This is a genomic window from Deltaproteobacteria bacterium, from assembly GCA_016931625.1.
In the GTDB taxonomy this organism is placed as follows: domain Bacteria; phylum Myxococcota; class XYA12-FULL-58-9; order XYA12-FULL-58-9; family JAFGEK01; genus JAFGEK01.
Window position 1 is genome coordinate 1 of record JAFGEK010000027.1, and the last position, 12,899, is coordinate 12,899.

General features: G+C 40.8%; 13 protein-coding genes. 7 read left to right on the top strand and 6 right to left on the bottom strand.

Annotation, left to right across the window (positions count from 1 at the left end; all coding sequences use genetic code 11):
• Positions 1–298 precede the first annotated feature (298 nt).
• Together JW841_02315 and JW841_02320 are read left to right on the top strand one after the other, a co-directional pair.
• Complete coding sequence (locus JW841_02315; protein MBN1959756.1) at positions 299–601, top strand: hypothetical protein; 303 nt, start codon at positions 299–301, stop codon at positions 599–601.
• The gene (locus tag JW841_02320; GenBank protein ID MBN1959757.1) at positions 597–956 is read left to right on the top strand and encodes a response regulator; all 360 of its coding nucleotides are present in this window, start codon (positions 597–599) and stop codon (positions 954–956) included. The genes JW841_02315 and JW841_02320 overlap by 5 nt, the downstream gene beginning before the upstream one ends.
• A 23-nt stretch (positions 957–979) precedes the next feature.
• On the opposite strand, the gene JW841_02325 is transcribed toward JW841_02320, so the two are convergent.
• Entirely contained in the window at positions 980–3,775 is a 2,796-nt protein-coding gene (locus JW841_02325; protein MBN1959758.1) for a DUF4215 domain-containing protein, read from the bottom strand.
• Between the two features lie 177 nt (positions 3,776–3,952).
• On the opposite strand from JW841_02325, the gene JW841_02330 reads away from it, so the two are divergent.
• From JW841_02330 to JW841_02340, 3 genes are all read left to right on the top strand, one after another.
• Positions 3,953–5,008, top strand: a complete 1,056-nt coding sequence (locus JW841_02330; GenBank protein ID MBN1959759.1) for a glycosyltransferase family 4 protein — start codon at positions 3,953–3,955, stop codon at positions 5,006–5,008.
• Between the two features lie 119 nt (positions 5,009–5,127).
• Positions 5,128–6,081, top strand: a complete 954-nt coding sequence (locus tag JW841_02335; GenBank protein ID MBN1959760.1) for an NAD-dependent epimerase/dehydratase family protein — start codon at positions 5,128–5,130, stop codon at positions 6,079–6,081.
• A 63-nt stretch (positions 6,082–6,144) separates the two neighbouring features.
• The gene (locus JW841_02340) at positions 6,145–8,106 is read left to right on the top strand and encodes a hypothetical protein (GenBank protein ID MBN1959761.1); all 1,962 of its coding nucleotides are present in this window, start codon (positions 6,145–6,147) and stop codon (positions 8,104–8,106) included.
• On the opposite strand, the gene JW841_02345 is transcribed toward JW841_02340, so the two are convergent.
• Positions 8,054–8,266, bottom strand: coding sequence for a hypothetical protein (locus tag JW841_02345; protein ID MBN1959762.1), 213 nt, complete (start codon positions 8,264–8,266; stop codon positions 8,054–8,056). The two genes, JW841_02340 and JW841_02345, sit on opposite strands and share 53 nt — an antisense overlap.
• A 177-nt stretch (positions 8,267–8,443) precedes the next feature.
• Between JW841_02345 and JW841_02350 the strand changes: the two genes are divergently transcribed.
• Positions 8,444–9,124, top strand: coding sequence for a response regulator (locus JW841_02350; GenBank protein ID MBN1959763.1), 681 nt, complete (start codon positions 8,444–8,446; stop codon positions 9,122–9,124).
• Here JW841_02350 and JW841_02355 read toward each other — a convergent pair.
• Genes JW841_02355 through JW841_02370 form a run of 4 tightly spaced genes read right to left on the bottom strand, consistent with a single transcriptional unit; the run spans position 9,121 to position 11,666 of the window.
• On the bottom strand, positions 9,121–9,522 hold the full coding sequence (locus JW841_02355; GenBank protein MBN1959764.1) for a response regulator: 402 nt from the start codon (positions 9,520–9,522) through the stop codon (positions 9,121–9,123). The two genes, JW841_02350 and JW841_02355, sit on opposite strands and share 4 nt — an antisense overlap.
• Complete coding sequence (locus JW841_02360) at positions 9,489–10,853, bottom strand: hypothetical protein (GenBank protein ID MBN1959765.1); 1,365 nt, start codon at positions 10,851–10,853, stop codon at positions 9,489–9,491. The genes JW841_02355 and JW841_02360 overlap by 34 nt, the downstream gene beginning before the upstream one ends.
• A gap of 7 nt (positions 10,854–10,860) precedes the next feature.
• Positions 10,861–11,346 (bottom strand): hypothetical protein, encoded by a 486-nt coding sequence (locus JW841_02365; GenBank protein MBN1959766.1) that lies wholly within the window; start codon positions 11,344–11,346, stop codon positions 10,861–10,863.
• Positions 11,346–11,666 carry a hypothetical protein gene (locus JW841_02370; protein MBN1959767.1) on the bottom strand — a complete coding sequence of 107 codons (321 nt, stop codon included), beginning with the start codon at positions 11,664–11,666 and terminating at the stop codon, positions 11,346–11,348. Before JW841_02370 ends, JW841_02365 begins: the two co-directional genes overlap by 1 nt.
• 139 nt (positions 11,667–11,805) lie before the next feature.
• Here JW841_02370 and JW841_02375 point away from each other — a divergent pair, with 139 nt between their 5' ends.
• Entirely contained in the window at positions 11,806–12,891 is a 1,086-nt protein-coding gene (locus JW841_02375; GenBank protein MBN1959768.1) for a diguanylate cyclase, read from the top strand.
• Positions 12,892–12,899 lie beyond the last annotated feature (8 nt).

Here is a 12,899-nt window from a genome sequence, read left to right on the forward strand (position 1 = left end):
GGTGTCCCTAAATGTCTCCCGTCGATCTTCACGAAATTCGCTACTTACGACCGCGTGCTCGCAAAAATCCTGCCTGCGACTTGCCACTAGCAAGCCTCAGCATGATTTTGCTGCGCGCGCGTCCATCGTTTACGCGGCTTTCGTGAATCTCTCGGTCCAACATTTAGGGACACCCCCTAATTACATTCATCATTCATCAGTTTTTATTACCGTTTATCGGCTCAAATTACCATCTGTCGCATCATTATCGCTACTTAATAACCTCATGATTTACAGTAAAATCCACAAGGAGGTTATTATGAACCGTTTACTCAATAAGTTTTTAAACATCACTGTTACTATCGTAACCATCGTATGTAAGGCAAACACTAGTTCAGCAAGTCATGAAGATATTGCATATAACAATGCTTTTATAGCTTTCAACCAGGCCAAGGCTGGAGATAGTGATGCCGTAAAAAAAGCAACAGATTTGTTTTGTCAACTTTCGCAGCAATACCCACAAAATCCATTATATCGAGCATATTGTGGATCAGTAACCACCATGCAAGCCAAAAATGCATGGTTTCCAATGACAACGAACTTACTAAACAAATGCTATTAAATCTAACCAATTATTTAATACACATCACCTGCAAATTGCTTTTCTTGATATTCAAATGCCGGGTATTAATGGGCTTGAAGTTGCACGCCGTATCACCTCTGAATGTCATGTAGTATTTATTACGGCTTTTGAACAATATGCGATCGAAGCCTTTGAACAGGCCGCGATTGACTATTTGCTTAAGCCAATAACTAATGAACGTTTAGCTACTACTGTTGCCCGATTAAAACAGCAGCTTTTGCAAACACCTCATGATATACACAATGTACTTGATAGCTTAATCCAACAATTAAAACATCATCAACATATAGTGAATGTAAGCCGCAGCTACACTAGTCGCTTTAAACAAATGTAGCTATTATTAAGTATAGATGTTGTTTATTGGTAGCAAACAAAACGCCGCGCGTCTGCTGCTGATGGTAAAGTATAAATACCTTGCTCGCTGTTCTGCGTAACCCCTATACCATTTGGCACAAAAATACGACCGTGCGTACCTGGCTGGCCATTTGCGCCGCCACCACCGCCACCGCCGCAGGCCATAAAAGCGCTCTCATTTTTTTCGAAAGCTTGTGTTGCACTACCACCAACAACACCGCCGCTGGCGCCACCATTAATAACAGTTACTTTTTGTTCACTCCATTGCGGGCAACTGCCAGCGCCACCCGCACCACCATTGCCACCTTCTCCACCACTAACTGAAATATTTAAATTACTAAGTGTTTGATTAGATAAAATAATAACTGTACCGCCACCAGCTCCAGCAGCACCAGCACCGCCACCACCGCCGCCATAACCTTCCCAGCAGTCTCTCTTTGCGTCTATTGCACGACCAGATTGACCATTACCACCTTTGCCACCATCACCACCTTTTGAAATAATCGTTGCTTGGCCATTCTCGGCAACCGTAATAGAATTTGCAATTAAGAATATTATGCCGCCACCAGCAGCGCCATCTTCTCCGGCTGTCTCACAGTTGGTATAATAAATGATATCTACATAATCGCCGTTTTTATCCCCTTTGAGCTTTGGTTCTTGATCACCTACTAAATAAATATTGTCCGGTGATCCACCATTACTTAATCCACCCGCACCACCATAACCCCAATAGCTTTTGTATGACGCGTCACTTGTTGTCTCAGTGTGGTAATCTTTTGATGCTGAGCAACCACCGCTAGCACCAGCAGCACTACCAGTACCGAATAAAAGACGTTTGGCTTCGTTTTCTATGGGCGCCCCCTTGGGACTTACTGGGCAACCTCCACCACCAGCGCCTTCTTGTCTCCAAATACCACCACCATAAAAGCCATTACCACCATTGCCGGCACCCTTTCCTCCTGCACCTGCTCCAAGTATCTCTGAAGGAGTAGTACAATTCATGCTGCCACAACCACCACCGCCACCACCGCCACCACCACCACAAAAGCCTTCAGCCGCTTGCAGATATCCGCCAGATGCGCCACCACCAGCACCAGTGCCTACTGGTGATTCTCCTGCATATGGAGAATTTTTAGCATAATCATAAATAATACTACTATCAGATGCTTGCCCTCCCTTACCCCCGTTACCATCAGTACCTATTGTAAGTTTACCACGATAGGTTTCAGGCCCATAAGCACCACCTGCAACTCCCCCACTAAACCCACTAGTTGACATATTAATTTGAGCACCATTACCCAACGTTATTGTATTGGCGCTCAGTGCTAACACTCCACCGATTTTCAAAGAGCTATCCCACGCTGGTGCCACCAATTGTACCCCCTCTTCGATTAAAACATTCTTATGTTCTTGAAACTTAACTAATTGATGCGCATAGGCTACTCCATTTGGGTAGCTATTTCGTGGGGGATCTTTGAGAGTTATGGTATTGCCACTAACCGCTTTAATTTCGTGAACCTCCCACTGACCTGCAAGATTTGATTCCGTAGTGTTATATTTATGTACCATCGTGATCAGCAAAACAACATCATTTGGTGAAAAATCTGTAGCAGCAGCTTTGTCATTCCATGTTACATTCACTACAGTATAAAAGCCGTCATCACTGGGGTTAGCTTCAATCACTTTTATCGATTTAACCGGTAAGGGATTATTATCAGTATTATTAGCATCAACAGTTAAATCACCTAATGCGCACTTGCGCAGCGGATTGCAAAAAGAAGGTTCGCCACCACAGGCCCAACCACTTACAACTTGACAATCTACACAACCTTCAGTTGTGTAATTGCCAACATCACATTTCTCATCAGCAATTATTTTGCCATCGCCACAGTTAGGTTTGCAATCATTAATGGCCGAACATATCCAACCATCTTCTACCTGACATTGATAACAACCATCTCCTGATTGGTCATTATTATCTTCGCATTTTTCAACGCTAAGCAATATGTTATCACCACATATCGGGGTACAAGCAGCGCCATTGTAAATACATGACCAGCCATCATTTTTTGAGCAACCTGAACCTGTGGCGGCATTAGGATGAATATATTGATTATATGGCATGCAATCGCCGCCGCCATTTATTTTAGGGTCATTACCTGTCCACGTTATGCATTGAACATACCCGTCACCGTCATGATCAATCTCGTTATCCGGCACTACACCGTCGCAGTCATTATCAAGACCATCGCAACTCTCAGTAGCTGCGGCTAAACATTCACAGCCATTGCTATGTAAAGTATCAAGGTCGACATAAGAGTCTTTGCAACCAACTTCGCTATTGTAATCACAAAAAAATGCGGTATTTGCTTCATTACCAACGCAAATGCTTTCAGCATTTTTTACTTTTGCAACACAATTATCACCACAAACACTGCAGTTTTCAGGGGTACCTAATTCACCGCAAGTTGGTGCCTGGCACTTACTCCAAGAACCATTACTCTCACAGATACGACAACCATGTTCACATAAATCATCGCCATCAATACAAGGCAGAAATGCGCCGACTGGGGAACATGAACCATCTACCGATTTAACTTTAGGTACACATATATTATCAAAAGGCCTACATATAAAACCCTCGATACATTGGCCATTTTGACACGGACGATCATAAACACCAACATCTTTGTTTTGACAGCTAGTCACTGCTAGAGGCGCCACAAAAATGATTATAATTTTTAATGTATGGTGCCAAAAGCATTCAACTATATAATTATAATAAATTTTTGCATTCATGAGAGCACTATAGACTATTACATCATACTTGTCGCCAGTAAACTGCGCTTGAAAAATTCTTCTTTGATTTCAGTTAGTTATTTAAATAATAGAAATGCTTATTAAAAAATGCTCAAAAATATATTGTTAAAATAAATTATTGACCTATAGGGTCAACTACGGCATCGCGAATACTTAATGCATATTCTTTGTATAACCCCGATGTATCCTGAAGCAAAAAATCCTGCTTTTGGCATATTTATCCATAATCTTAATCAACAGCTTAGCAAGCAGTCCCATACCATCGAAGTCCTGCACCGCCCTGATGGTGATCGCGGTATTTTCTCATATCTACATTTGCTCTTTACGGCGTTGCGCTATGCTTTACAAAAGAGCAAACCAGACATTATTCATGGTCATTATTTAGGCCCTGCTGCTTTTATCGCATGTTTATTGGGGATTCTTAAACGATGCCCGGTAGTACTCACCGCCCACGGTAGCGATATTGAAGCAGCAAAGCATCGGTTAATACGCATAGCTTGGCGACTCTTATTTTTTTTCAGTGCTGGTATACATTTTGTCAGCAAACCGCTTATGCTACGCGCCCAAAAACTAATCGGCCCCATAGCAAAAAGCACTTTGGCTTGGCCTTTAGGAATTGATACTGCTGTTTTTCAACCTCATCCCCTCAAAAAAATTACCTCGTCACCTTTACAGTTACTTTGCGTTGGTCGTCTATCAAAAGAAAAGGGATGGGATGATACTATAGCTGCAATCGCGCGTTTACGAGATTCGGGACACGATGTGGTATTGACAGCTTGCGCTGATGGTGATCGCCGATGGTTTCATCAACTTTTAAACAAATATAATGTTGCTTCTTTGGTAACCCTGACCGGTTTTCAACCTCCAACCGCACTTGCTAAAATTTACGCCCTTGCACATCTGCTTTTAGTTCCTTCATGGCGTGAGGGATTCGGTCTGGTTGGGCTTGAAGCAATGGCTGTGGGTACGCCGATAATAACAACCGGCGTGGGGGGAATGGGTGAATATATTCGTGATAGTTTTAACGCTCTTGTAATACCTGTGCATAACCCGGTTGCCCTTGCTGACGCAGTATTGCAACTTGCTAACGATCAAAAATTATATTCTCAACTATATAAAGGAGGCTTACAGACAGCCGGGCAATATAGCGTTGCCCATAGTGCAGAAAAAATCACCAAATTTTTTCAACAAATTATAAACTCAATTGCATAGCGAGCTAGTGCGGCCTAAAAGACTAATACCGGATATGTAAAAGGGGATAGCTCTTTCATTTTTGGCATATTTTAATTTGCTACTATTCACTTTGGTGCAGGTACGCTACAAATTAACTTATGCGTATACTTATCACAGGTGCAACCGGTTTTATTGGTGGCGCTATCACTCGGGTTTTATTAGCTAACGGTTATAATTTACGTACGGTATGCCGTAATCAGCAAAAGGGTAAAGCACTAGCTGCCCTCGGACTTGAGATCCAAAGCGGCGATTTACATAACCACGAAGTAATGCAGCGTGCTGTAAAAGATGTTGACCTAATCATTCATGCCGCTGGTTTAACTATTGAACCAACACCTGGTGATTTCAATCATGCCAACATTGAAATTACACGTTTGCTATTAGAAGCAGCGGCTGCAGAGCAAAATCTACGGCGGTTTGTTTTCATTTCTTCAATATTTGCCTGTGGGCCAGCACCAAAAGATAACGACCTTACTGAAACAACTCTTTGTCACCCCGTTTCAGCCTATGGACGTAGCAAATATAAAGCCGAATCTTTAGTTAGAGCTTTTGCAGATAGCTTTAATTTTACTATCATACGAGCTCCTTTAGTATATGGTCCTGGCGATCGCAAATTAGGTCCATTATTTAAAATGGCCAAATTTGGTCTGCTACCTACAGTGGTAAGTGAGCATACTCGTGTTTCATTACTACATATCAACGATTTAGCCGAAGGCACAATTTTAGCGGCGCTGCATGATAAAGCAGCTAATCAGACCTTTATTTTCGCTGAAGAGCCAGCGCCAACCGTAAAAGAACTCTATGATGTTATTAGTAAAACTGTTGGTAAAGAGGTTACCATTATTCATATACCAGCAATTTTGGCTTTAGGTGCAGCATTGGTGGCTGAAGGTGTTGCACGCGCTAGCCGCCGTTCTTTCGTTTATAATCCTGATGCTTTAAATGATTTATTAGGTGACAATTGGCAATGCAGCAGCAAATTTGCAAAAGAAACCATCAATTTCTCAACACGTATGCAGTGGCAACAAGAATTTTCGCATTATCTAAAATAGACACTACCAGGTAATTTTTCTATAAAGTAGCCAGTTTTATTAAGTCATGATACTGATTTATATGTGAACAGCAGAACTGTACGAACCATTAAATCTGCTCCGCTTGGCTTTGCTTTAGCAAGTATCGCTGATAACGACGAACGTCTTGAACCGATAATTAATCAAAGTCCACTTTCTCTTGAAATTCTCTGGCGCTCCTCTTGCAGACTTAAACCAGGAGATTGGCTTGAACGTCTGCGCCTCTTCACTAATGGCCGTTGCTGTTTTGATGGACCAGCACTTTTACGAGCAACCACTGAAGTCCATCACTCAGATCTTGGCGATGGTACATTACTCGCCCTTGAAGTATGTTCCACTGATTTTCAGAGTGAGTTAGCTGACATAGATGTTTATAGTGATCCTGAAATCATCACAGATACTATTATTAATTTAATCTCCGCCAATGTACTGTTAACCATCGAACGCCCTGACTTAAAACCCAACCTTTCACCAATAACAGCTAATATTTGCGAACGCTGCTCTGCGCATCATAGCGCCACGAAGGGTTTAGTACTTAAACTTTGCAATAGCTCTTTACCAACAATGCGACGCGGTAAATCAGTTGCTCTGCAAAGCGATGTCTACGGCACTCGCTTGATTCTAACAACAACCTATAGAGCTAGACGTGGAGAATTAATTTATTTAGATTGGCCTGAGTTACTGCGTATTTGGTGGCGACGCAGTGCTGATCGCCTGCTTACTGATGATGTCGCACTTGCTTGTGACCTAATTTTGCCAATCACCGGTGAAACCGCTATTCGCCCAATTAACAATCTCTCGGCAACAGGCGTAGCTATTAACTTAGCACCGAGTGATGCATTGCTGGTAGGTATCAAAATTGAACACCTCTCAATTACCCTACCTGATGGCTCTATTACTGCACATGGTACTGTGCGTAATATTCACATCGATTTTGATGGTAGTCTTATTGCTGGCATTGAACTCCTTCCCGACGATAATCGCAGCCGTGATCTACTGCGTGATTTTGTACAAAAACAAGTACGTTGGTATATTCATTGTGCGCGCCGCAAAGACTTAGAAGAATTATGGCCGCTATGGGATGCTCTTTCGCTCTTCTCACGTGGTCATGCAGCACTTACTCCGGGAGCCGCTGTTATAGAAGCAGGCCGTAAAGCATTATTAGATCGTGGGCGTGATTTAATGGTTGCAGTAGTCGGCACCAGTGAGGGTTCTCACCAAGGTACTGCTGAAATAATACGAACATATAGTCAAACCTGGACGTTGCAACATTTAGGAAAACTCCCTGGTTCTCCACTAACAAGTGAGCAACTAATTGTTGCGGCATGCGAAGAAGCTTTAAGACATCAAAACTTCGGTTGTTTGCACGCTTTATGTGAGCCCAGAGATGATGACCCCTTGCTTGCAGCAATAAATAGAATACAACTCAGTACTGCTGAGGTGACTCAAAGACCCTGTGCTTTGTTTAAACCTATTGAATCGCTAAACTTTGTGCCACTACGCACTGATGAATTACATGCACCCGATGCTGATGAATGCGACTGGTTAACTACACGCCTTGCTGCAATGCATACCAAACGCGAGCTTTTTGCACTTGATTTAAATCTTGCTGAACTTGAATTGTCATCAATAAGCGCAGCTTATCGAAATATTGGTCTAAGCCGCCGTCGTGATTTACGTATAGCTATAGGGGTTACTGGCCCTAATGGCTTTGCTTTATTTGAACATACCTCACGCGGTGTTAGTTTGACTGGCTATGGCGATATCGCTCGTCTTTATTGCATTGTGAGTGATCAACAATCACAAATGCATACTCTATCAGTTCTTGCCAAAACAGCAATTGCCCTTGCCCGCTCATGGAGTTCTAGTCCATTGCTGCTTATTTCAAAAGATTATGTATCAATACTACAAGAATTAGGTTACCTATTAATTGGCCAACGTATAGAACTATTAATTACGCGGGAGGCGGTGATTCGACTGGTTGGTCACCTACGTCTTCATGCTTAGCATCACTTATGCTTCGTTCATCAAAATCTTGAATAATTCGCGATAAAATTAAGCGCATGCGCGAATAATCCATTAATGCTCCGGGTTCAGTTATATTTTGAAAGCGAACATTATAATCACCGCTTTCAGTATTGAAGGTGATTTCGCATTTAATATCCATAGCGGTTACCCTAATACCTCTTTATATAAAAGCCAAGCACTGTAAGCCGTTTTAGTCTCTGAGGAGAAAAAACGCTGATTTGTTTTGATATGAAAATGTAACAACAATTAATAGAATAATACGGACATTTCCATACATGCGTTGACCGCAACTCAGTTGACATCTAAACTTAACACTATGAGCAATACTACCAAAGAAACCTTATTAGTAGTTGATGACGAAAAAGATGCCTTAGAGCTTTGCGAACGTGTATTTCGCGATAAATACAACATTATTCTTGCCAACTCTGGTGAAGATGCTGTTGAAAAAGCCAAAGAAGTCGAGCCAGCAGTAGCGCTTGTCGATCAGCGAATGCCGGGCATGACTGGTCTTGAATTTTTAGTAGGCTTGCGAGATTCTCGCCCGCGTACTTCGCGTATTGTTATGACCGCTTTTACCGATCTTGAAGACATCGTGGCCATGATTAATCTCGGCCATATTCATGGGTTTGTTCTTAAACCCTGGAATAACCATCAACTTCGAGTAACTGTTAGTCGTGAGGTTGAAAACTTTCGTCGTCAACGCACAATTGACGAACTAAATGAACGCTTAAAACGTGAACATGCTGATATGTTGGCATTATTACGAGAATTTGATCCTTTTTTTGAAGTTCCACAATCAAATAAAACACTTAAACAAACAAAAGTACGCCTAAAGAAAAAAGTTGCAGGTGAAATTGAGCGATTGTTCTTAAAGAAACTTTTAGCTGATAATAACGGCAATATGTCGGCAACGGCTCGCTCAGCACAAATTAATCGTACTTTTCTTTATCGACTTTTAAAAAGACACGGATTGTTGTCACCAAACGTAGAACCTTAATTTTTTGTCTTTAAAGCACTATCAATGGCCTCAAATAATATCTTAGTCATGATCGGCTTAGCGACAACATCAAAAACCAAACCTTCTTTCTGGGCGTTAACAACATCGGGCATTTCAGGATATCCAGTAACTAATAATGCTGGTGCTAAAAAACCATTATCTCGCGCCTGTTTCAAAAAATTAACCCCAGTCATATCCGGCATTGAATAATCAACTAACAATAAATCAACATTTGCTTGTGATAAAATTTGTAAACCTTGTTCTCCCGAAAGTGCAGTTAATATTTTACGATCAGCAAACTTGCGAAAAATACGCTGCATAAATGCGTTGTTAAAGGGTTCATCATCTATGGCAAGAATAGTAATCATGTCATTTGGTTCGCTTGTGCTGGAAGCCATACAGTAAACGTTGAGCCTTTGCCAAGTTTACTACGCACAGCTAGTCTGCCACCATGTGCATCAATAACGGAATAGGAAATCGACAAACCTAATCCCGTACCCTGACCAACAGGCTTCGTGGTAAAAAATGGGTCAAATATTTTTAACTGATCTGATTCGGAAATACCTACGCCATCGTCACTTACATCGATATTTATGCCATTATCATGCAACTTAGCCGCAATGGTAACTGTGCCCTTTTTATCAATTGCTTGAATTGCATTAACAATCAAATTCATGAAAACTTGATTTAATTGCCCTTCATTTCCAATTACTATAGGTAAACCAAGCCTATATTGTTGCACAATATTTATTCGTCCACGTGCTTGATGTTTAACTAGATTGATTGTGGTATCAAGACAATTCTCAATATTTACTGGCTCACGGATTACCTCCGAACCACCACGAATAAATGACCGCAAATCACGAATAATACTAGTTACCCGTTCAGCACCATTGCTGACCGAATTTAAAAGCTGTTTTGTGTCTTCAACCAAATAATCAAATTCAATAGCCTGTTTAAGTTCTTTTATTTTTGCTTGTTGTTTAGGCGAGGTTAACATGGCTTCGATACTATTAATGTGTTCAATAAATTTAACTACATAACTATGTAAAAATTCAATGTTACCATAAATGAAATTAACAGGATTATTAATTTCATGTGCGATTCCAGCAACTAACTGTCCCAAAGAAGATAACTTTTCTGAACGAATTAGTTGCGCACGAGTAGCTCTAAGTTTTTCTAAAGATTGCTCCAATTCTGCCGTACGTAGACGTACTTGTAGAGCTAAATCTTCAGTACGATGCCGCTCTTGTGCCAACATTTCTTTATAGCGTTGTTGAAAACGAGCCTCGGTAGTCACATCACGATAAACTTCAAGAACAAAAACTGCTTCACCCTTTTCATCAGGCAAGGGCATGGCACTTACAATTAATGTACTATTTCGTTTAGGCATACGACCAACAATTCCATCTTCAGGACCAGCAACTATCTGAGAACCGCCATGTATTTCATCCATACGTACAAAACGGTTAGTTCTAAAACAACGCGACGCTAAACAATCTTTGTGACATAGCTCTATTGCAAATAGATTGTGACAACAAATACCTGGAGCACTAGATAATTTCGCTAGACGACGACCACGAACACCAACAGCATGAGCGTAAGCAGCGTTCCAAGCACGTGGCTTTAGATCTCGGTCAACAATGACAGCTGCATCAATTAAACCATCTAACAACGGCTGATAACGATTATATGCTACCGTGGTATTTAACCCCTCGGTTGAGCTCATTTACACCCTAGATACTAGTAAAATCTTTGTTGTATACAAATGCAAAATAGCTTGAAATAATGTCATCAAATTCCATCTTACCACCACAAGATCCACAATCGACCTCAGAAACTTCAGGAATAATACCAGGGGTAATAAGAATTAGAATATTTTCTTCATTGCCGCATGATTCACAAATATATGGGGCTTGCACTGATAAAATGCGCGCTTTTTCAGCAAAATTACTAATCATATTAAGATAAGTAACTACAGCAGGAGAACATTTTTCAAGTTCAATATCGCAATGAGATATTGTGCGAATAAAATTTACCCATTCTCGCACGCCCCAAGAATTTATGTGATTTACACCTGATAAATCAAAACGCACGCGTGATTTATCTGCAAGATTTTCAATAAGTGGACGAAAATCAACATTTTCAGAAATAATCCCCTCTAAACTAACTAAGGTAAAATTTTCGTCCTGACTTATATACCAATTAAGTTGGTCATACATTATTCAATCCTTATAGTGGCATTTTGGCAAGCTGATATTTGCCCAAGATCTTTTTCATTATAATTTGAGGCAATAATTAATACCGATGGTCGCTGCTGCTGACCTGCGATCTTACCCATTAAATTAGATAAATTCTGCTGCATCAATTCGCGATCTGCGATGATAAGATCTATGGTATTCACAAAACCATAATCTTCCGACCCAGCATCAACAATACACGATTTAAAATCACTGTTAACATTAAAAATAATATCTGCAATATGCTGTCGCTCATCAACATTTTTAACCAATATTACAATTTTTTTAGGTATGGTAATCAAAATTTCTACACCTCGATCTATTAATTGACCAAATGTCAATAAAAAATATTTAAATAATTATTATTATGAAATCGTAGCAAACATAGCAGTGTCAAGGATGTCGTGATAGTCTTCTTAGTAATAGCAGCGGAGCGCACCTATGACCCAAGAAAGCATTTCACGGGTAGGTCGCAATCGTCGCTTATTGGTCGTTGATGACGATCGCGACAATATCGAGTTGGTTACTCGTACCTTTCGTCAACATTTTGAAATTCACCGCGCCAACGATGGTGAATCGGGGTTGGATTTAGCTCGCTGTGTTGAGCCAGATGTAATTGTTGCCGATCAACGTCTGCCGAAAATGAGCGGGGTTGAATTGCTGTCAATTATTGAACGTGAACTGCCAAAAACGGTGCGTATACTTGTAACCGCTTATGCTGATATCGAACCTACGATTGCTGCTATTAATACAGCGCATGTGCATTACTTTGCAGAAAAGCCTGTCCATCCTTTAACCTTAGCATCAACTGTTGCTGGGTTAGTGCATCACCAAGAATTAGAAATTGAACGTGAATCTCGTTGGGGGCAAATTACCCGCACGGTCTGCGATCTTGATCATGCCAATCAAATTTTAAGTGAAAGTGAAGAACATTTACAAAAATTAGTCGAACAAAGAACTTTACAACTCAATCGAGTTAATAATGATCTAATACAAGCCAAAAAGCTTATGCAGCAACTATCATTGCGAGATGAATTAACCGGCTTATTTAATTACCACTACTTATTTGAACAGCTTGCTTTTGAGATTGCTCGTGCTCGACGATATATGCGAACCTTTGGGGTTATTCTATTTGATATCGATGCGTTTACTAGCTTAAACTTAAACCTCGGTACCATTACCGCTGATCAAATACTTATTAAGATTGCTCAGCTATTGCAAGGTAATGGTATAAATTTGCGTCAATCTGATTATGCTATCCGCTATGGCAGCTATTCTTTTGGAGTATTATTACCTGAAACCAATTGCCTCGGTACTAGCACTAAAGCTGAGCATATTCGTCAAACAATAGAAGCTTACACTTGGCGTCAAAACATACCTGAACTCATACAAAATCTAACCGTAAGCGTCGGTATTGCTTGTTACCCAGAAAATGGATCTGACCCACAAGAAATGCTTATGGCTCTTCACCATGCACTCGCATTAGCGCAAAAACAAGGCGGAAATTGTATCGCCATTGCAAGCTAGACCAGTTA